20 protein-coding genes and 1 riboswitch are annotated in these 20,920 nt (G+C 39.3%); of the genes, 9 read left to right on the forward strand and 11 right to left on the reverse strand.

Annotation, left to right across the window (positions count from 1 at the left end; translation table 11 throughout):
* Positions 1-7 precede the first annotated feature (7 nt).
* Positions 8-1,852: a TonB-dependent receptor gene (locus tag B9Y87_RS21170; RefSeq protein WP_085500941.1), complete on the reverse strand. Its 1,845-nt coding sequence runs from the start codon at positions 1,850-1,852 to the stop codon at positions 8-10.
* A 33-nt stretch (positions 1,853-1,885) separates the two neighbouring features.
* Positions 1,886-2,102: riboswitch (cobalamin riboswitch) on the reverse strand.
* Between the two features lie 416 nt (positions 2,103-2,518).
* Between B9Y87_RS21170 and B9Y87_RS21175 the strand changes: the two genes are divergently transcribed.
* The 6 genes from B9Y87_RS21175 (at position 2,519) to B9Y87_RS21200 (ending at position 7,942) form a co-directional block, all read left to right on the forward strand.
* Entirely contained in the window at positions 2,519-3,664 is a 1,146-nt protein-coding gene (locus tag B9Y87_RS21175) for an ABC transporter substrate-binding protein (RefSeq protein WP_085500942.1), read from the forward strand.
* 51 nt (positions 3,665-3,715) lie between these two features.
* The gene (locus B9Y87_RS21180; protein WP_085500943.1) at positions 3,716-4,693 is read left to right on the forward strand and encodes a FecCD family ABC transporter permease; all 978 of its coding nucleotides are present in this window, start codon (positions 3,716-3,718) and stop codon (positions 4,691-4,693) included.
* Between the two features lie 109 nt (positions 4,694-4,802).
* Positions 4,803-5,597: an ABC transporter ATP-binding protein gene (locus B9Y87_RS21185; protein ID WP_085500944.1), complete on the forward strand. Its 795-nt coding sequence runs from the start codon at positions 4,803-4,805 to the stop codon at positions 5,595-5,597.
* Positions 5,598-5,661: 64 nt separating this feature from the next.
* The gene (rmuC, locus tag B9Y87_RS21190; RefSeq protein WP_085500945.1) at positions 5,662-7,011 is read left to right on the forward strand and encodes a DNA recombination protein RmuC; all 1,350 of its coding nucleotides are present in this window, start codon (positions 5,662-5,664) and stop codon (positions 7,009-7,011) included.
* Between the two features lie 17 nt (positions 7,012-7,028).
* The gene (locus B9Y87_RS21195) at positions 7,029-7,385 is read left to right on the forward strand and encodes a 6-phosphogluconate dehydrogenase (protein ID WP_085500946.1); all 357 of its coding nucleotides are present in this window, start codon (positions 7,029-7,031) and stop codon (positions 7,383-7,385) included.
* Positions 7,386-7,390: 5 nt separating this feature from the next.
* On the forward strand, positions 7,391-7,942 hold the full coding sequence (locus tag B9Y87_RS21200; protein ID WP_085500947.1) for an acyl-CoA thioesterase: 552 nt from the start codon (positions 7,391-7,393) through the stop codon (positions 7,940-7,942).
* Here the strand turns inward: B9Y87_RS21200 and pgl are convergent.
* Complete coding sequence (pgl, locus tag B9Y87_RS21205) at positions 7,939-8,649, reverse strand: 6-phosphogluconolactonase (protein ID WP_085500948.1); 711 nt, start codon at positions 8,647-8,649, stop codon at positions 7,939-7,941. The genes B9Y87_RS21200 and pgl overlap by 4 nt on opposite strands.
* A 25-nt stretch (positions 8,650-8,674) precedes the next feature.
* Positions 8,675-10,207, reverse strand: a complete 1,533-nt coding sequence (gene zwf, locus B9Y87_RS21210) for a glucose-6-phosphate dehydrogenase (protein ID WP_085500949.1) — start codon at positions 10,205-10,207, stop codon at positions 8,675-8,677.
* 189 nt (positions 10,208-10,396) lie between these two features.
* On the opposite strand from zwf, the gene gndA reads away from it, so the two are divergent.
* Both gndA and B9Y87_RS21220 read left to right on the forward strand, forming a co-directional pair.
* The gene (gndA, locus tag B9Y87_RS21215) at positions 10,397-11,803 is read left to right on the forward strand and encodes an NADP-dependent phosphogluconate dehydrogenase (protein WP_085500950.1); all 1,407 of its coding nucleotides are present in this window, start codon (positions 10,397-10,399) and stop codon (positions 11,801-11,803) included.
* Between the two features lie 242 nt (positions 11,804-12,045).
* Positions 12,046-12,327, forward strand: a complete 282-nt coding sequence (locus B9Y87_RS21220) for a hypothetical protein (RefSeq protein ID WP_139827306.1) — start codon at positions 12,046-12,048, stop codon at positions 12,325-12,327.
* A 119-nt stretch (positions 12,328-12,446) separates the two neighbouring features.
* Here the strand turns inward: B9Y87_RS21220 and B9Y87_RS21225 are convergent, their stop codons facing one another.
* The 3 genes from B9Y87_RS21225 to B9Y87_RS21235 all read right to left on the reverse strand — a co-directional run bounded on the left by B9Y87_RS21225 (position 12,447) and on the right by B9Y87_RS21235 (position 15,444).
* Positions 12,447-13,724 (reverse strand): tetratricopeptide repeat protein, encoded by a 1,278-nt coding sequence (locus B9Y87_RS21225; protein ID WP_085500952.1) that lies wholly within the window; start codon positions 13,722-13,724, stop codon positions 12,447-12,449.
* Between the two features lie 246 nt (positions 13,725-13,970).
* On the reverse strand, positions 13,971-14,738 hold the full coding sequence (locus B9Y87_RS21230) for a DUF4331 family protein (RefSeq protein WP_085500953.1): 768 nt from the start codon (positions 14,736-14,738) through the stop codon (positions 13,971-13,973).
* 25 nt (positions 14,739-14,763) lie between these two features.
* Entirely contained in the window at positions 14,764-15,444 is a 681-nt protein-coding gene (locus B9Y87_RS21235; protein WP_085500954.1) for a DUF4331 family protein, read from the reverse strand.
* A gap of 175 nt (positions 15,445-15,619) precedes the next feature.
* Between B9Y87_RS21235 and B9Y87_RS21240 the strand changes: the two genes are divergently transcribed.
* On the forward strand, positions 15,620-16,807 hold the full coding sequence (locus tag B9Y87_RS21240; RefSeq protein WP_085500955.1) for an LETM1-related biofilm-associated protein: 1,188 nt from the start codon (positions 15,620-15,622) through the stop codon (positions 16,805-16,807).
* Positions 16,808-16,898: 91 nt separating this feature from the next.
* On the opposite strand, the gene B9Y87_RS21245 is transcribed toward B9Y87_RS21240, so the two are convergent.
* From B9Y87_RS21245 to B9Y87_RS21265, 5 genes are all read right to left on the reverse strand, one after another.
* Positions 16,899-17,654 (reverse strand): LytR/AlgR family response regulator transcription factor, encoded by a 756-nt coding sequence (locus B9Y87_RS21245; RefSeq protein WP_085500956.1) that lies wholly within the window; start codon positions 17,652-17,654, stop codon positions 16,899-16,901.
* 47 nt (positions 17,655-17,701) lie between these two features.
* Positions 17,702-18,025, reverse strand: a complete 324-nt coding sequence (locus tag B9Y87_RS21250; protein WP_085500957.1) for a 2TM domain-containing protein — start codon at positions 18,023-18,025, stop codon at positions 17,702-17,704.
* On the reverse strand, positions 18,025-18,363 hold the full coding sequence (locus B9Y87_RS21255; RefSeq protein WP_085500958.1) for a 2TM domain-containing protein: 339 nt from the start codon (positions 18,361-18,363) through the stop codon (positions 18,025-18,027). The genes B9Y87_RS21250 and B9Y87_RS21255 overlap by 1 nt, the downstream gene beginning before the upstream one ends.
* Positions 18,354-18,656: a 2TM domain-containing protein gene (locus B9Y87_RS21260; RefSeq protein WP_085500959.1), complete on the reverse strand. Its 303-nt coding sequence runs from the start codon at positions 18,654-18,656 to the stop codon at positions 18,354-18,356. The genes B9Y87_RS21255 and B9Y87_RS21260 overlap by 10 nt, the downstream gene beginning before the upstream one ends.
* Before the next feature lie 90 nt (positions 18,657-18,746).
* Complete coding sequence (locus B9Y87_RS21265; RefSeq protein WP_085500960.1) at positions 18,747-20,084, reverse strand: 2TM domain-containing protein; 1,338 nt, start codon at positions 20,082-20,084, stop codon at positions 18,747-18,749.
* Between the last annotated feature and the right edge of the window lie 836 nt (positions 20,085-20,920).

Here is a 20,920-nt window from a genome sequence, read left to right on the forward strand (position 1 = left end):
AGCTGTTTTAAAATTTAGTAATTAATTGTAGTTGAAAATTTCTATTGGGCATGGGCCTATAGGCCACATTCTGATAATTTTTATTGTACAAGTTGTTCACCTTTATCCCTAGAATAAATTTGATTTTGGAAATGTTCCCCCAATGGTAATCCAACCCTAAGTTGCCAAGGGTATAAGAGGGCAAACCATCACTATTATCGGTTGTGGTGTAGACCGACCCATTATATAAAAATTGATAAAAGCCTACCCACTTCTTAAATTGATAAGCCACATTTGACCTCAACAAATGCTCAGGTACATAAAGTAATTGATTTTTTGTTGCATTGTCCAAAGATTTGGTGAAGCTATATTCACTTTCCCAGGCCAATTCTTGATCTTCCCATTTCCATTTCCAATCAAAGCCCAGTTCAAGGCCGTATTGGGAAACATCCTGAACATTCATCGCCATCCAAATACCTTGTGTATTGGGTCGCCATTGAATTAAATTATCGGTTGTTATATTATAGGCATTTAATGAAAGTGCGATGTTTTTTAGCTGAATGGTTTGCCCAAGTTCCACTTGCCAAGAAGTTTCCGGCAAAACATCCAAATTACCGCTAGCCCCGGCTCCTGTCCAGTAAAGGTCGTTAAAGGTAGGAACCCTATAATTTTTGGATGCGTTCAAGCTTAAAGTATAGTTTCCACTTACCTTATAACTGCTGTTCAGTGAAAAAAGAAAGGGGCTTTGATAATCGCTTACCACCTCTTGTCTCAGGTTTAGGCCATAATTAAAGTTATCCGATAATTCATGGGAGAAAAGAAAAGTTCCGGAAACAAAATTTCTTTGGGCATTTTCAATAGAAGTCCCTTTGGCCCAAATAGAAGAAAAATCGATGATCCCATTTAAGGAAATTTTGTTCAATTGGTATTTGTAATCGTAGTTGGCAAGGACGGTATTGGCTTGCCCAAAGCTAAACTCCTCCCTTTGCTTATTTGGGAAATACCTATAACGTTCATAGAAATGCCCCACTTTTAAACGAGCGATCTTACGTTCATTAAAGCTGCTCCATTCTATGAGGGACCTGTAATTTAAATCCCTATAATTTTCATCGGCCGGGGCCGTCAAGGTCCCTGAAAAATCCCTGTCACCACTAAAGATATTATGGTACAGTTTTATAATATTTTGATCGGACAAAATAAAGCCAACATTGGCATTTATATTAAGTTGATCGTATGCACCATTCTCGTTTCTTCTGTTTGTTCCCAGGTACTTATAATCGTTATCTGAAGCTATGTGGTTGATTCCGATTTGAAAGAATGTTTTTTCTTTACCTAGCGAAGTAATAAATGCCAGCTTACTGGTGTTAAAACTACCATAACTTGTCTCTAAACTATTTCTCCAACCGTCATTAAACTTAAAGCGGTGGTTTAATAGAACAGTCCCCCCAACTGCACCACTCCCGTATTGCACCGAGCCCCCGCCACTTCTGACCACCACATCCCCGTAATTTCTAGGAATTAAAGTATTGAAATCTGTCTGACCGGTAAGTTGGGAATTTATATTTATCCCATTCCAAACTACTGCGGTCTGTTGGGCATTGGTACCCCGAAATGAAGCCGAGGAAACCATTCCATAACCATTTTCCTTAAAATATATATTGGAGTTATAGCGTAATAAATCGGTTAATGACGACCCACTTTTTTGTTGTACGGAATCGTTCACCACCCTTATTTTGGTTCCCTTGGAGAAATGCAGAAGCTTGGCATCGCTCAAAACAACTTCGTCCAAAACAATAACACCGTCACTCTGCCCAAAAACTTGGGTAAAGGCCAATAGTCCAATAAAAAATAAAAATATTTGCTTTTTTTCCATATTCAAGAAGACCCTTTTCCCGAAGATCTATTCTATTTAGTGCTGAATATGGCAGGTCTCCTGACTTGCGTACTATCATTTACCTTCCCACCCCGGAATATAGGGCAGTGGTATTAGAAGAAATGATAGCCATCCAATAAACATGGATTAAGCTCACAGTTGCGGGAACAGTTTCGGAATTTCACCGAATTCCCTTTTAATCCTATTCCCAATATATTTGGAAATAGAAACCAAAATTCGCTGCGAAACTACTACTTTTTTTTGGAAGTACCACTGTCATTTTTTCTATTTAGCTTATAGGCCAACCAGATAAAACCAACAAAAAAAGGTATTAAAACTCAGGACAAGCCCTGAACCTAATAATAGGAATCGACCCAAGGGTCGAGGTATTGAACCTAGATCCCGCCGAAAAAGGCGGGATTAGTTCAACTTGCAATTTTAAGTGCGTCTTACCGACTTCTCAAAATTGAGTTTCACTAATAAAATGCAGGGCTATGACAGCGGCAATAATATATATTAAGGTGTTGGACTCTCCCCTCATAATTATTTATTTGCCCAAAAGTAAATACTCTACATGTAATATATTATGACCATTGTTAGGCTTTTAGAAATTTTGATTCAAGAAATTAATGCTACTTTTGAATTCCTAAACAAACTTGTAGACTCTTGAACAAAGCCCTTCTTTTTTTATTCTTTATATGCATTTATTCCTGCAAACAGCCTAAAAAAGAGACTATTTCCAGTACTTTTTTAACACTGCCCACAAATATAGATTATGCCCAAGGTTTTACTATTGAAAAGACATCGCCCGATGTTACCATGATAAGGGTATCCTCACCTTGGCCAGAATCGGAAGAAAGTTTTACCTATGCTTTGGTACCTAAAGAAAAATTGTCGACCATTACCTTAAACAGTGATGAATATAATGCCATAATTGGAGTGCCTGTCCAAAACATAGTAGTTACCTCTACAACCCATATCCCAGCATTGGAAGCACTGGGAGAGGCTGATAAATTAATAGGATTCCCGGATACGAAGTACATATCATCCCCAATGACCAGAAAACGTATAAATGAAGGATTGGTGCAGGAATTGGGCAACAATGAATCCCTAAATTCAGAAATGGTGATTGCCTTAAATCCGGAAGTAGTTGTAGGATTTAGCATTAACCACGAAAACAAGGCTTATGAGACTATTCAACGATCCAATATTCCGGTAGTATACAACGGGGATTGGACAGAAGAAACACCTTTGGGAAAAGCGGAATGGATAAAATTTTTCGCACCATTTTTTCAAAAGGAAAAAGAAGCGGATAGCATTTTCAATTCCATTAAGGATAATTACAATAATGCCAAGGCCTTGGCAGAAAAGGCAAAAAATAGGCCTAAGGTATTAAGTGGCGCCCTATATAAGGACATATGGTACCTTCCCGGCGGAAAGAGTTGGGCCTCTACTTTTATAGCGGATGCAAACGCAGAGTATTTATGGAACGGCAACTCCTCAACCGGAAGTCTATCCTTAAGTTTGGAAAGTGTGATTGAACATGGCCACGATGCCGATTTTTGGATCTCCCCTTCACAGTACGGCAGCTATTCGGAACTAAGGGCGGCCAACCGACATTATGCCCAATTTTCCGCTTACAGAAATAAGAACGTTTATACCTACGCCAATTCCAAAGGGGAAACTGGGGGATTGCTCTATTTTGAATTGGCACCAAACAGACCGGATTTGGTACTAAAAGACCTGATCCATATTTTTCACCCAGAGCTTCTTCCGAACTATGCACCTACCTTTTTTAAACCCTTGGATTAAGTGCTGCCACTAAAGACATATAGAATCTATTTTATCCTACTGCTGTTGGTTATGTTGATTTGTTTTATGGTGAACATCAGCTTGGGCTCGGTATCCATTCCCCTAGAGGACACATTGAATGCGATAATTGGACGAACCACCAAAGTGGATTCTTGGGGCTATATTATTTGGAACTACCGAATTCCCAAAGCGTTTACCGCCATATTGGTGGGCAGTGGTTTGGCCTTGAGCGGTTTATTGATGCAGACCTTATTTAGAAACCCCTTGGCGGGCCCCTTTGTCCTGGGCATAAGCGCCGGCGCAAGTTTAGGCGCTGCCCTATTGATTTTAGGGTCCGCCCTATTCTCCGGTATTTTTTTGGGTAAGGTAAATGATATTTCTTTGGCATTGGCATCCAGTATAGGCAGCTTTCTGGTGCTTTTGGCGGTCATGGTAGTTGCCGCAAAGGTAAAGGACACCATGGCTCTTCTTATCATTGGCCTAATGTTTGGTAGCATTACCACCGCAGTGGTGAGCGTACTGTCCTATTTTTCCTCGGCCGAAAAATTACAGCAATATGTATATTGGTCTTTTGGAAGTATAGGAAATTTATCATGGAACCAACTTTTGTTGTTGTTAATGATAATAGGGATCGGGATTTTGATCAGTATTTTTTCCATTAAACCCTTGAACGCCCTATTATTGGGAGAAAGTTATGCCAAGAGTCTGGGCGTAAATATGAAGCGATCCAGATATTCCATCATTGTTGCCACGGGATTGTTGGCAGGTGGAGTAACGGCTTTTGCCGGACCCATTGCCTTTATAGGCCTGGCGGTACCCCATTTGACCCGACAAATTTTTAACACCACCGATCATAAAGTTTTGGTTCCGGCCGTATTGATTTACGGTGCCATTTTGATGCTAATCTGCGATACCATTGCCCAAATGCCCAATTCGGCCAGTGTTTTACCCATCAACGCCATAACATCAATCATTGGGGCACCGGTGGTTATTTGGCTGCTACTAAGAAAAAGGAAAATGATTTTTTAACATATGCTCAATTTCGGGCAGAAGCACACTACCTTCCGTGGATAGGTAAATTATAAAAAGACAAAAAAACGGCAAAAACCAATAAATTAGTAACAAAAATTCACCTCAGATAGATACAAATACTCTCCATATCGCCCTAAAAACGGAAAACCTAAGCATTGGCTATTCCAACAAGAAGCAACAGTCCTGCATTGCCAAGGATATCAATTTTTCCTTGGCCAAAGGTGAACTTGCGGCCATTGTTGGTGTTAACGGTATAGGAAAATCTACCTTATTGCGCACACTCGGCAATGTACAGCCCAAATTATCCGGTAGTATCACTTTGAACAAGCTGCCTTTGGAACAACATACTATAGCCGAACTGGCTGCCGAAATAAGTGTTGTACTAACAGAACCCATTGCTTCCAAAAATTTAACGGTGCAAGAGCTCATCAGTTTAGGACGGCAACCATATACCAATTGGCTTGGTACACTGACACCTGAGGATAGGGACAAGATCTCCTTGGCCATGGAAATGGTACAGATTTCAGAATTAAGGTCCAAAAAATGTTATGAGCTAAGTGATGGACAGTTGCAGCGTGTAATGATAGCCAGGGCCATTGCACAGGATACCCAGCTCATTTTACTGGATGAGCCTACAACACATTTGGACCTATACCATAAGGTCCAAATATTGAAACTGCTCAGATCTATTGCCCATACAACAAAAAAGACCATTCTCTTTACTACCCACGAAATTGAAATTGCTATCCAGTTGTGCGACAAAATGTTGATATTGGAAAAAAACCAGAGCACCTTTGGATCACCTTGCGAATTGATACAAATGAAAAGTTTTGAAAATCTGTTCCCTGCAGATACCATTACTTTCGATGCCGAAACAGGTTCGTTTAGAGTTAATAAGTAATAAAAGTCAACATCACTTTTTTTTAACACAATCCACTATCTTTACAGCAAAGATGAATAATTAAATGAATGAATTGCTAGTATATGCAGTCCTTGCCCTAGTTGGCCTTGCCATTGGATATTTTTTAGGGAATTATATCCAAAATCTAAAAACAAAATCCAGTCAAAGCGCCCTGTTGGAACGGGAACAACAGTTGAGAACCAACTTGAGCGCCCTGGAGCAGAAACTATTGGCTGCTGAGGAATATAAAGCACAATTACAATCCGAAAAGGAACAATTGGGCAATCAGATAGTTCGCTATCAGGCGGAAATGGAGAATTTAGACCTAAAAAACAGGGAACAAAAAGGGGAGGTAGAAAAATTACAGGAAAAATTCACCAAGGAATTCGAGAATTTGGCCAATAAGATTTTGGATGAAAAAAGCACTAAATTCACTGAACAGAACAGGGAAAACATTAAAAATATATTGACCCCTTTACAAGAAAAAATAATTCTTTTCGAAAAAAAGGTAGAGGACAGCCAAAAAGAAAGCGTAGGTATGCATTCTGCCTTAAAGGAACAATTGGCCAATCTTCAAACGCAAAACCTCAAAATTACCCAAGAAGCTGAAAACCTGACCAAAGCCCTAAAAGGAGACAGTAAAATGCAAGGGAATTGGGGCGAATTGGTATTGGAGCGGGTCCTTGAAAAGTCGGGCTTGGAAAAAGATCGGGAATATACGGTACAACAGAGCTTTACCCGTGAAGATGGAAGTCGCGTTTTGCCCGATGTAATCATTAACCTGCCCGACGGCAAAAAGATGATCGTGGATTCCAAGGTTTCCCTTACGGATTATGAGCGATATGTAAACGCAGAGGATGAACTAAAGGACAAATTCCTCAAAGATCATATCAATTCCCTGAGAAGACATGTAGACCAACTTTCGGCCAAGAAATACGAGGACCTTTATGAAATGGAAAGTCCGGATTTTGTACTCATGTTCGTTCCCATAGAACCTGCATTTGCCATTGCAATAAACAACGATAACAACCTGTACAACAAGGCATTTGAACAAAACATTATCATAGTTACCCCTTCTACCCTATTGGCTACCTTACGCACAATAGATACGATGTGGAACAATGAAAAACAACAGCGCAACGCCATTGAAATTGCACGACAGGCAGGAGCGCTATATGACAAGTTTGAAGGATTTGTTGGGGATTTGATGAAGGTAGGCAAAAAGATGGACGAAGCGAAATCCGAATACAAGGGAGCCATGAACAAATTGGTCGATGGCCGAGGGAATATCATTACCAGCATAGAAAAATTGAAGAAAATGGGGGCCAAAGCAAAGAAATCCATCCCCGAATCCTTGCTCAAAAGAGCACAGGACGATGATGACGAAAACGAGGAACCCGTATCGCTGCTATAAACAAATACAATATTTAAATGAAAAAATTTCTCGGATTAACCTTACTAGGCCTGGTACTGATATTTACCGTCTATATTCTATTTGTTTATTTCGTTCCCTATAGTGAAGGTATCCGTTCTGGGGAACTAATTAAAATTAGTCATAAAGGAGTGTTCATAAAGACATGGGAAGGTGAGATTAGCCAAGGAATATCCGGGGCACAAATATTTTCCTTCTCGGTCATAAAGGACGACGTAATTGACAAATTGAAGGAATATCAGGGGTCTTATGTTAAAGTGACTTATATTGAGCGCTATAGGACCTTCTTTTGGTTAGGTGATACCAAATATTTTATTACTTCCGTTGAAAAGGAAAACTCTCCCCACTTAAACTAAAAACAATGGACCAATTTAAAACTGCCAGACAATCCAGGATATCCATTACCGAGTTGATGCTGCCTTCCCATTCCAATTTTGGTGGTAAAGTACACGGTGGCCACATATTAAACCTAATGGATCAAATTGCCTTTGCCTGCGCTTCAAAGCATTCAAGAAAGTATTGTGTAACAGCATCCGTGAACAAGGTAGATTTTTTAAATCCCATTGAAGTTGGAGAACTGATCACCCTTAAGGCCTCGGTAAATTATACTGGACGCACCTCCATGGTCATAGGTGTTCGTGTGGAATCTGAAAATGTAACCACGGGTAAAAAGAAACATTGCAATAGCTCCTATTTTACTATGGTAGCCAAAGATGCGGATGGCCGAAGTGCCCCTGTGCCTGGCCTAATCATTGAAGACGAACAGGGCGTTAGAAGGTTTGCACGCAGCATTCAACGAAAGAAACAGGCAATGTCGCGCAGCAGTCAGTTTGAATCGTCCCAGTTTAAAATGAATGACCACTTAAAGGATTTGGACAACGAAAATGTAAAAATAAATCTGGATCCCGCTTAGTTGATCTGGGCAGCGGCCTCCTCGTCCAAGAACCAAATTAATTCACCGGATGAAGGTGCTACCAATGATGCTGGATAGTTTTCATGGCCTTCCTCCTTTGTGAGTATGGTCCTTACTTTTTCCGCCTTACTACTACCCGTCACCAAAAATGCTACCGTTTTGGCGTTATTGATCAGCTTACCAGTAATGGTGATCCTTCTTTGACCGGAATCTGGATGCACTGCTACTTCGCAGTTTTTTGCTGAATCCCATAGGCCAATTTCATGTGGGAATATTGATGCCGTATGTCCGTCATCACCCATACCAAGGATCACCAAATCAAATTGGGGCAGGTTGTTCACTATGGGCAATTCCTCTTCCAAGACCTTTCCATATCGTCTGGCCTCCAGTTCCGGTAGGTCTTCCCCTAGAACACGATGAATATTATCTTTGGGTATATCAATCTTGGACAGTAAATGGTCTACCGTCATTTTGTAATTACTTTCCGGATCCGTAGGAGGAACACATCGTTCATCGCCCCAATACAAATGAACCGTAGACCAATCTACATCCTTATAATGCTCTGCCATATAATCAAAGACCACCTTAGGGGTACTGCCTCCGGACAAGGCAATATGGGTTGTTTTGTTTTCCTTTATCAGTTCTTCCAGATAATCTGAAAAGTTTTTGGCCACTTCTGTTTTGGTAGGTGCTATATTAATGTGCATCTATTCTATTTTTTTTATTTGATATTTATTTTATAACACAGAAACCTGGATCGTCGGCCAAGTTTTCTCCGGGATTCCTCCACTTTAAGTCCCCTTCCAATAAGCGGTCCGAATTGGTTGGACCCCAAACTCCAGAGGAGTAACCGTATATATTTACATCCGAACCATTCTTCCAATAGTCCAGGATTGGATCTACAAACTCCCAAGCAGCTTCCACCTCATCCGCTCTGGCATAAAGGGTAGCGTCGCCCTGCATGGCATCCAATAACAATCTTTCGTAAGCGTCCATGACATTGTTATCTGCCAAATTGGAATAGTAAAAATCCAGATTGGCACGTTCTACCGTAAAGCCCTGTCCCGGAACTTTTACCCCAAACTTAATAAGGATACCTTCATCTGGTTGAATCCTAATGATCAACTGGTTATCCTTGTTGTTCATATCAGAATTTTTAAATACTTGGTGGTGCGGCGATTTAAAATGAATTACCACTTCGGTTACCTTAGTAGGCATTCTTTTTGCGGTGCGCACATAGAAGGGAACGTCTTTCCACCTCCAATTATCCACAAAAAATTTAATAGCGGCATAAGTCTCCGTTTTGGAGTTGGGATCAACACCTTCCTCTTCCCTATATCCTTTAACTTTTTTACCATCTATAACAGATGCCAGGTATTGCCCTCTTACTGTATTATTATATAAGGTTTCCTCATCGCGCATAATTCGCAATGATTTTAAAGCCTTCACTTTTTCGTTCCTAATTTCCTGGGCACTGGCATCTATTGGCGGTTCCATTACAATTAATGAGACTATCTGCAATAAATGATTCTGGAACATATCCCGAAGCGCACCCGATTTATCATAATAGCCGCCCCTTTTTTCAACACCAACACTTTCGGCATTGGTAATTTCTATATGGTGTATGTAATTCCGGTTCCAAAGTGGTTCAAAAATACTGTTGGAAAAACGGGTCACCAATAAATTCTGAACTGTTTCCTTGCCCAAATAATGGTCAATTCTATAGATCTGGGATTCATTAAAGTAGGTTTGAAGACCTATATTAAGTTTTTTGGCCGTTTCCAAACTGTACCCAAAAGGCTTTTCTACAATAATACGCTTCCATCCGTTGGTTTCGTTATTTAAACCTTGCTCAGAAAGGTTTTTAGCAATAACCTCGTATAGACTTGGAGGGGTCGAAAGATAGAAGATATAGTTTTCCCCGGTACTGAATTTATTGTTCAGGTCCGATATTCTGGTTGCCAACTTATTGTACACCTTATTGTAATCCTCGCCCAGATCCTCATAAAAAAACTTATCGGCAAAAGTGTTTATAAAATCCAAGGAAGCATCCTTTACCTTATCTTTTAAGTAAGTACTTTCCTGGACCACCTTTTTCCTGAACTCACCATCGGTCATATTACTCCTACTCACTCCCAATACCACGAAATTTTCGGGAAGTTGTTTTGCCTTATATAAATTAAATAGTGCTGGTACCAGCTTTCTAGCAGTTAAATCTCCTGATGCCCCAAAAATAACAAGCATTTGATTTGCTGTTTTGTTCATATTATAATTATTGGAAGTTTTGTTCAATTTGTTGGGATTTTAAAACTTTGGTTCTAAAAACCGTTTAATTGACTATTTTTGATTTTTGAATTATCATGCGAAGATAAAACTAATTTAGATTATACATTTATAAACAAGGACACTTAACAAAAGCCTCTTTATTTTGTTAAATAACTTTAAGGAAAAAACATGGAAAACACATATGATTTTGGATTGATTGGCCTAGGTGTGATGGGGCGTAATTTTATTTTGAACGTTGCGGACAACAACTTTTCGGCAATGGGTTACGATCTTGATGAAGAAAAAGTAAATGCACTGATCGAAGAAGGACAGGATACCAAAAAAGTAAACGCTACCACCAATGTCGAACACTTTGTACAATCCTTATCGCAGCCAAGAAAAATAATGCTTTTAGTGCCAGCCGGTAAAATAGTGGACTCCGTAATTGAAAGCCTATTACCATATTTGGATAAAAACGACCTAATCATAGATGGTGGAAATTCCTTTTTTACGGATACCGATCGAAGGGAAGCTTATCTACAAGGCAAGGGAATACACTTTTTTGGTTCCGGTGTTTCTGGAGGTGCAAAAGGTGCCAGAAGGGGTCCCAGTATAATGCCTGGAGGAAATAAAGAAGCTTACAAGGAGGTACAACCTATATTTGAAGCGGTCTCTGCCAAATTTAATGGGGAGCCCTGCGTAGCCTATTTGGGACCAAAATCTGCCGGAAACTATGTAAAAATGGTACATAACGGCATTGAATATGGCCTAATGCAACTTACCTCCGAAATATATGACCTCCTTAAAAAAGCAGGCAAGTACAGCAATGATGAACTTCATGCCATATTCGATTCATGGAACAAGGGAAGACTACAGTCTTTTCTAATAGAAATATCTGCGGACATATTTAAACAGGAAGACGACAAAGGCGACGGCAGATTGGTAGACAAAATCTTGGACAAGGCCAAACAAAAAGGTACTGGAAAATGGACATCCCAAAATGCCATGGACCTTGGTATTCCAATTCCCAGTATAGATATAGCCGTAAGCATGAGGGAAATTTCGGCCTTAAAAGAAGAAAGGGTTTTGGCCGATAAGTTGTACAACAGATCGGAACCAGCCATAATGGACAAAAAGGAAATGGCCAAATGGGCAGAGGAAGCCCTGTACTTTTCCTTTATTACCACCTATGCGCAGGGACTTCATCAATTGGCAGATGCCTCCAAGGAATATGGCTACGATCTGGACCTTTCCGTAATAGCCAAAATTTGGAGAGCGGGATGTATTATTCGTGCCGGTTTGTTGGAAGACATATCCACTGCCTTTACCAAGGACAAGCAATTGCCCAACCTACTTTTATCGCCCCAATTCGTCCCCAAGGTACAATCTACCGTAGGGGCTACAAGAAACCTTGTGGCATATGGAGCCAAAAATGGCATTCCGTTGCCAGGTCTTTCCAACTCCTTGACGTATTTTGATGCCTACACCTCTGGCAGATTACCTTTGAACCTTATTCAGGCGCAGCGAGATCACTTTGGATCGCACACCTATGAAAGGACAGATATGGAAGGTATCTTCCATACCGAATGGGAATAACCCATAGAAATAGAATAAAAGGTATTAAACCTCAGGGCAAGCCCTGAACCCAATAATAGGAATCGACCCAAGGGTCGAGGTATTGAACCTGGATCCCGCCGAAAAAGGCGGGATTAGTTCAACTTGCAATTTTCAGTGCGTCTTACTGACTTCTCAAAATTGAGTTTCACTAATAAAACTTTGTATTTTATTTTTTTTGGGCTATTTTTAAGTATAATAAAAAGTAGCCCAAAAATTTTGATATGAGCGGAAGCATTCAAGACATGAACAATAGAGTGAATCAGAATCGCTCTTTAAAGCCATCCAGCAGGGCAAAGTTTAGGGATAGCAACAGGGACAATATATATTCCGATTCCGTCCCCGCACTTACAAAACTAAACTTCAAGACAGTTTCCGAAATAGAATTAAAGAAAATTAAGGAAAGAATTAAAAATAGGGCCCTAAGAGATCGTACAAGGGAAACTTATATTTATATTTTTATTGTTGCAGCCCTGTTGGGTTTGCTAATCCTACTTCTCAAATAAAAAAACACCACAACAGTATTTGCCATGGTGTTCCCTCCTAAAAAACCACTAAACACACATTCACAAGTTTAAACTCCGCCTTATACATAAAGTATATGGTCCGATCCAATTTCCCGTATTTACAGGTTCAAAATTTTACTTTCCATAGAAGGACCAAGTTCATAGATCGCACCCAATAATTCCTCCTTTATTTCCGCAAGTTTGGAATACTCCCCGGTGGCCTTATAGATCTCCGCTGTACGATAAAGTATGGTGGGTTCAAAGGTTTTGCCCTCAATATACTTTCGAACAATCTCTAGGGCCTTATCATTCTCGCCAAGTTTAAAATAACTATAGGCCAAAAGATTATAGGATTCCGGTGTAGGCCTATTGTCTACTTCAATTTCCGCAAGCTTCAGGGCCTTATGGTACTGTTCCGTCAGTTCCAAATACATACCTGCATTGTAAACATTGTACATTGCGCCGTAACTTGGGTTGTCTACGGCTATGGCGTAGGTGTCCAAATTATGTGCCAGTTGCATGGTGTCTCCCATATAATCTGCTATCTCGGCCTTCAACAGGAAATAGTCCGGAGACCTATAATTTTTGGTTATGGAATCCAAAATGCGCAATGCTTCTTCTGGATTTTTTTCATGCGAAAAGACAATCCAAGCAATTCCTTTCTTGGCATAAGCGTTTTGGGGATCCATTCGTAGTGATTTTAAATAGTGATCATAGGAATCCTGTATTCTTCCGGCATGGCCATAGTAATCCGCCAAATTGGTATAGGACCACAACATTAAGGAGGAATTTTTCGAAGATTCGGCATTATCCTTTGCCTTCTCCATAAAATTAATGGCTGTTTCCAAATCCCCTTTGTGATCGTTCCATTTGGCCAATCGAATCAAATAATCAAAATCGGACATATTCTTTATGCTATCCAGATAGTATTCGGCATCTACATAATTACCCAGTTCCATATGGACGTCAAAAAGTAATTTTTGCGTCTCTAAAATCCCACTGCCCATGCTCCTGGACGCATTGGCAAGTTCCAATGCCTCCTTGAAGCGATGTTGTGAAATATAGTTGCGGGCCAATGCCCTGTAATATCCGGATTTTCCGATGGCAGCGATTTCCACCGCTTTTTTCAGGGCTTTTTCAGCCATTTTTAGTTGAGCAATATCTCCAGTCTCCTGAAAATATCTACTATATTCCCCAGCAACGATTCCAAAACTCATAAGCTGCATGCTATCTGGCTTGATCATAGAATTCCATTGTTCAAAATATTTTGATGTTTTCTTGGATTCTACATCATTGAGAAAAATATTATAATCCCGGATGTCCGTAATTTTCTCTTTGGACTCTTGCGAGCAGGATACCACCATAAGCAGTACCATAAATAGAAGTGTATATTTCATAGTTTCAGGTTTAAATTTCTAATTGATGCTTTTTAAACAAGGGAGAACTATTACCGTCCTCCCCTATCCTCCTTTTCATGTGCTTAAATTTTATTGTTTATTCTTCAATCAGACCTGCCCGACTTCTTCATTCCCGTCCGTACCGGAACGGGCGGATAGGCAGGTGCACTTCACCATCAAATATTTCGTCTACCTAATTATAGGGAGCTATCAAAAATTATCATGGTCAAGTTCGTAGATAAAAACTTATTCCGGATTGCCCACGTAAGGAAAACTTGCAGAGACAGTAGCTGTCAAGGCAACACCGTCCGAAGTTAATCTAGGTGTGTCTGGGCTACCATCCATATTTTTGTCCGACCCGTCAAAACGATCTCCTTCAGCCCCGCCAAACAATAGTATTAGGGACACATCAATTACATCATCTGTCAACTTTCTCCCCGTTAAAGCAACCTCATCCCCGTCCGGAACCAATATCCTTCCATCGTTGTCAAAATCTGTTCCCGGATCAAAATAAGTGGTGGGCAAATTGGGAGAGATCTCCAATACATCTGCCGCCAAGTAGGTCGTAAGGGTAGCGGCATCCAGTCCCAAAATATTATTCTCATAATTGAGGGCAGCAGGGTCAATCCCCAAAAGATCGGCGTACACGTCATAATATTGTTCCAATCGAGCTTCATACCCTGCTTGGAAAGTAGCTGCCATTTCAGAAGGAACAGTCCTGTTATGCGCATCTTTTACACTTGGCTGACCCTCCATATCAAAACCGAAAACCGTGTTTATGCCAGGTCTCCCCATATGGTCTACTTGCGTATAGTTGCCAGAAAAATCCACAGTTGTTAGACAAGGTTCACAGGAACCACCACAATCAATACCAGTTTCACTTCCGTTCATAATTCCATCATCACAAGTGGCCATTGCTATTGGATCCATCATGTCATCATCGTTATTACAGGAAGTCATCATAGCCAAACCTAAGATTGGCAGTAACGCATATTTTATTGTATTTAGTTTCATAATTATAATTTTAAGTAGTTATATATTATTGTTTTTTGTTTGTTGTAACCCAAGTCTTATATACCGGTAATTGCAGGGCATTAGCACCTGTAGGGGTTCCCAACAAGGTGTTTGGAACCTCTACGACAATAGACATGGTGTTTTTACCTTCAAAAGTATCTACTGCCTCATCGGCAGTCTTAAATCCACCTGGTGCCATTCCGCCTATGACGGCGTTAAACTGAAAGAAATCGAAGAAAAAAGAATCCTGTCTAGGCCCGGCAAATAGTGTTGCCCCATTCGCAGTGGTTGCCTTAATGGCGGTTGTCCCGGAAATTTCAACACTTCCTAAGGGCGAGCTCACCATAACTTGACTGTCCAAACCAGTTTTTGTTGGCTTTACCGGTCCAAAAAAATACATTTTACCATCTCTTGGTATGGCCTGAATTACCAAATCTTCTACCAAATCCCCATCCGTATCGATATTGATTTCGGTTAAAACCATTTCATCAAAGCTTCCATAAGCCAAATCCGGAAGTACATTGGACTGCAGGTCCACCACAAAAACGGTATTATCCGAACCTTCGGAAGGCTCGAAGCCGTAAAAATCCGCTATATCCGCGGAAGTACCCATGGAGGACGGAGCATCTATGTGATCTGCCGCTACCAAAATAGCGCCTGCTAGCCCTAGCAAGCCAATTCCAAATAATAATTTTGTCTTTTTCATAATAAGATATTTTTAGATTAAAATCATCCTTACCTACGGAGGTTCAATTCTAGGGGTTTGGTTTTAAATGTTAATATTATGTTAACATGTCAAAAGCGCCATTCCCTAAAAAAAAGCCCCAATAAGAATGTAGTCCCATATTTTAACTTAATTTTACCCTTTAAAATTTGGCTCTATGAATCCTTCGGCCTCTGGTTGGATAGATAAATTTGGGTATCTTGTAAAGGACAATCATGACTACTTCAGCTCCTTTCAAGAATTATATGCCCTTCTAAAAAGTACCGGCTTTGTTTATGGGATCAACTTGGATATTCCTTCCTTTATTACCAAAGAGGTACCATTAACTGAAGACGAAAAAGCCAAGATCAATTTAATTACTGCGCTCTATTTCACCTATAAGCTCAAAAACAAGGAATCCGATTTTGAAGCCTTTTTAGGATACATCTTAATGTTTTATAAAGACTTGGGAATTAACAGGATTTCCTTTTTTAACAAATTCCTGACGGGAAAAAAAACATCTTCCAAACTGGAAAACCTATTAAATTCCAGAATATATCTGGAGGATAACGTTATCAGCAAGACCTTCAACAACATTATAACCAATTCACTACTTTTTATAGATGTCCTTAGCTTTAAAAGATATCTTGAAGGTGAAACATTTATAAAAGAGTATGCCCAACAGCTGGAACATATTACCATAAATATTACATATCACACCCTAAATTCTAAAGAGAAAAACAAGAGTGATGAAAGATTGGCGCAACTTTTTGCCTCCTCGCTGACCTTTATTGAAAGTGTAAAACAGGATTTTGATGGCTCCTATAGAAATGAACTGGTCAATAAATATTCCTCTTCGGAAAATAGCTATTTTTTGGATGTGGCATGTTTAACGGTATGGGAAGATCAGTCCTTGGATTACACTGAATCCGAATTTATATTTGGCTTGGGAACGGACCTTGGTTTTGACCAAAATGAAATAGCAAAATCACTGCGCGATGTTACCGGATTTTTTCAATTAAACGCCGACAAAATACCCCATCTAAAAGATCATAATTTGGCTGTCCAATTTTATGATAGCATGTCCAAAATTGTAAACAAACTGATTCTAAGAAACAGCAAACGTCTTCAAAAAGAACTTTCGGAAAGCAAGGAATTGGTCACCCTATTATCAAAATCAACGGTCAAAGACCTTAGTCCGGAAGAGAAGAAAAAAGTACAAAATCAACTACTGGATATTTTTAAAAGTATCCCTTCATTGGCAATTTTCATACTCCCAGGAGGGGCAGTTCTATTGCCTATATTCATCAAATTAATTCCTAAATTACTACCTTCCTCTTTTGACGATAACAGGGTTGAAGAATAGCCCCAAATTACCTAAAAACACCACTATAAGAAAAACTTATAGCGATTTAATTTTACACCTAAAACATTAAAAATTAATAAATTAAATACCATTATTCCAACCATAGCTTAAAGTCTTTCACCCTTTCCCTACTCACTATTATCTCCTGACCATTAAAGCGGTTTAATTTGATTTCCAACCTGGAATTGGTATAGGAAACAATATCTTTGATATGGCTTATATTCACATAGAATTTTCTGCTCACCCTGAAAAAGGAGTTGGGATGAAGTTCCGATTCCAAGTTTTCCAAAGTAAGGTCCAGCAGGTAATTTCTTCCATCAATTGTAGAAGCATAGGTACCTTTGTTCTCACTGTAAAAACATTCTATTTCTTCCGCATTAATAATTTTTAGATGCTGACCTACACTAACAGTAAACCTCTTTTTGTATTCCCGCTCCAATGGGTTTACCAACAACTTTTTTATATCCTCGAAATCAAGGGACAACTTCTGTATTTCGGGCCTAAAAACAAGGTACTTTTTTACGGCATTTTCCAACTCCTCCCCATCGATAGGTTTTAACAAATAGTCTATACTATTCAACTTAAATGCCTGCAAGGCATATTCATCATATGCCGTGGTAAAAATTACTGAACTTTGAATATCCACAGCCTCGAAAATCTCAAATGACAGACCGTCCGAAAGCTGAATATCCAAAAAAATCAAGTCTGGATGTTTATTTTCCCGAAACCATTCAATGGCCTCCTCAACAGAGTGTAGCATAATGGAAACCTCTACCTTTAAATTGGTCAATAATCGCCCTAATCTTCTGGCGGCAGGTTTTTCATCTTCAATTATGATTGCGTTCATTTATAGCGGTTAATTGGTTTTTAGTTTATGGTACGATTCCCCTGTTCTTACTCCTCCGTGTATTTTCGCAATTGCTTTTCCTCCCATTTTTCAATGAACCCGGGTTTCAATTTCAAAATATAAATCCCGGCCACCAAAAGGACTACCCCCCAAACAATAGGAATAAAGACCATATTCCATTCCATCCAATTTAAAAACCCTTGATCCTCCACTCCCTTATCTACAAAGAAACTCACGATCCTCCCTTTAAAAACAAAAAGAAGCACATTCATAACCAAGTAAACAGCAATATGTGCATAAAAATTCTTAAGTGTATCCACTCGCTTTTTAGCCCTAATATATATATCTAAATTATCTCTATCCATTGCCATTATTTGTATTTTTCAGCTTCACGTTTTTCTTTCTCCATGTACTTGCGGATCTGCCTTTCTTCCCACTCCTTATTGAAAAATGGATTATACGAAAACACCTTTAACCCATGAAACAATAGCCCGATACCCCAGAACAACCACACTGCCAAAGTCCCAAAGTCCCAAAAAGCCTCCAAAAAGGACTCCCCATTACCTAAATTCCCTAAAATCTTAGCTACAGTAACAAATACATTAACAGCTAGATACACCACAAGGTGAACATAAAACCCCTTTAATTCCGCCACCTGTTTTTTGGCACGCTCCAATTTCATTTCCTTATCGTAATCCATTATTTCCATCTGTTTTTTCTTTCTTCCTCCTGCATATACTCCTTAATTTTCCGTTCTTCCCAGTTCTTTCCAAAGAAAGGGTTTAAACCAAATACTTTTACGGCATGAAACACCAGGCCGATCCCCCAACCAAAGGCCGCCCAAAGGAACCAGGGGTAACGCCATTGGTTGGTCCAGTAATTTAGGGCCGCCAGAAACCCTATAAAAACAAAATAGGACATTAGGCTCGTATAGAACTTCTTAATGACACCAACCCTTTCTTTGGCCCTGAAATATTTGTTTTCCTTATCTATATTTTCCATGATTTAAATTTTATTCAAAATTCGGCACCTGCATATAGTTTTTCAAAAATAAACTTCCGAATTGTTGAATTTACAAGATGTACCGTAACCCTAAAAGTCCTCATCATCCATATACTTTTGAATTTTCCGTTCTTCCCAGTTTCTACCTAAGAACGGATTGTAACCAAAAACCTCCATAGCATGTAGGGCCACACCAAATCCCCATCCAACGGCAGGAAAAAGCACCCAGGGAAAACTTGTGGTTTTATAGTTGAGTATAGCCAAGATGGGCAATACCACACAATATGATATTAGATTACCGTAAAACCTCTTTATAGCCTCTACCTGCTCTTTGGCTTTTTGATATCGTTTATCCTCCAAAAACACTTCATGTGTTTCCACAACTCCGATCCGCTCCTTGAGTATTGGGAGTTTTACCGTAAATTCCGTTGCAGATTTTCCGATCTGAACATCTTTATTGGATAGCATTTGGTATCGTTCCTGAATATTTCGGAGTCCAACCCCACTGGTTTTCTTAACCACCTGTTTCTCCTGAAGATTATTGGACACACAAAGCATACCCGCATCTTCATACACTTTTATCCGCAAAGGCCTTAGAACGGTTGCCACATTATGCTTTACGGCGTTTTCCAGTAGGAGCTGAAGGGACAAGGGTACAATTTTCGCATCCGCATCATTGCCTTTTTCTGGAATATCGAAAATTATACTATCCTCAAACCTCATTTTTAACAACCTCACATAAGTTTCCGCAAAGGCTAGCTCCTCATCCACGGTTACCAAGTCTTTGTTCTTTTGCTCCAGGACATATCGATATACTTTAGAAAGCGAAGTTGTGAATTTTTGCGCCTGCAATGGGTCTTCCTCAATTAAACTGGTAAGCACGTTTAAACTGTTAAACAAAAAATGTGGATCCAACTGATTCTTAAGGGCATCAAACTTGGCAGAAGCAGTACCTGCAATGATTTTCTGCTCCTTTACCTTGTTCTCCTGCCTATGTTTAAAGTACCACGCCACATAAAATATTGCAGAAATAAGAATAGCCAACAAGAGAGAGACTTTGTAATGTCCCAAATTCTCATTTACCACAAAAACAGAGAAGGGCAAATCCTCAATCCCTATCTTCACAATTAAACGGGAGAAAAATATCCCTATCAAAGAGAAGACTATATTGCCTGAAATTCCAAGCAATAAACGTTTCCCCCTATACACCTGTTGCCCATATTTAACTATAAGGAACTGAATCCAGTACGCATTCACCATATAAAGGATTACAGCAAAAATCATGTTGGTATAGTACTCTTCCAAAGCCCTTTGAAAACTAAAGCCAACATCAAATTCTCCCATAAAAAAGAAAACAGCAAGAAACACAAAATATAGCAATGTGCCTATAAACAGTGCATTTCCCAAATGTTTAATAAATCGTATCATTCGGCCTTATTTACATCCATTATTTCACAAACTCCAAAACTCATTGTATGGGCATCTTAACAACAGAAATCTCTTGGTTTAAAGTTACTAAAAAGTTCCATGACGGCTCAAGTTGCGTTGGAAGGCAGTATAGCGGATTTACACGATAAAAAGACGCCTCCTTATTCACTACCTCAGCACATTTATTATCCCTAATACATTGATTTGAAATAGTAAACATATCTTTACTTACCAATTTACTTTCATCATATCCCGCAGCCATTTCGTTGACTACTGTTGCTAGAATTATCAATATTACTTTATGCATAGCTCAATTTTATGTAGTTTATTCAATGCACAAATGTGGCTCAAATAAAAAAGGCCGGGAAATTGGATCTACCGAACTGTAGATTTCACGGGATGAACTGGAAAGAAAACAACCGTAAATAGAAAAGAGGACGCACCCCTACGTCCTCTTTTTAAATTTCAAAAAATAGTTTCTTTAAAAGAAAAATATTTTTCAAGTCTTAACTTATGAATGTTAAAGTTAAAATTTATTCCCTTAAAAACTGTTTCTTTTTGAAAAAAAATTAACTCAAAACGTAAATCTGAATTGGCCTTTATAAGAATCATCACTTATAACAAAGAAATTACCGCCACAAAATAGGAGCTTCCACGCATTAATCGACAACCATTGAACGGACGTAATCATGACAATGCAACTGATACAGGTTTTTGATTTTATACTAGGAGATATGAACATGGATCAATCCCAAAAGTTGTGTGTGAATTACAAAAAGATATGCCTGACCAGCTCAAGTTAGTGTTCTGTTCATTTTTTGCATCGCCCAAAAAAC

Source organism: Arenibacter troitsensis (genome assembly GCF_900177645.1).
GTDB classification, from domain to species: domain Bacteria; phylum Bacteroidota; class Bacteroidia; order Flavobacteriales; family Flavobacteriaceae; genus Arenibacter; species Arenibacter troitsensis.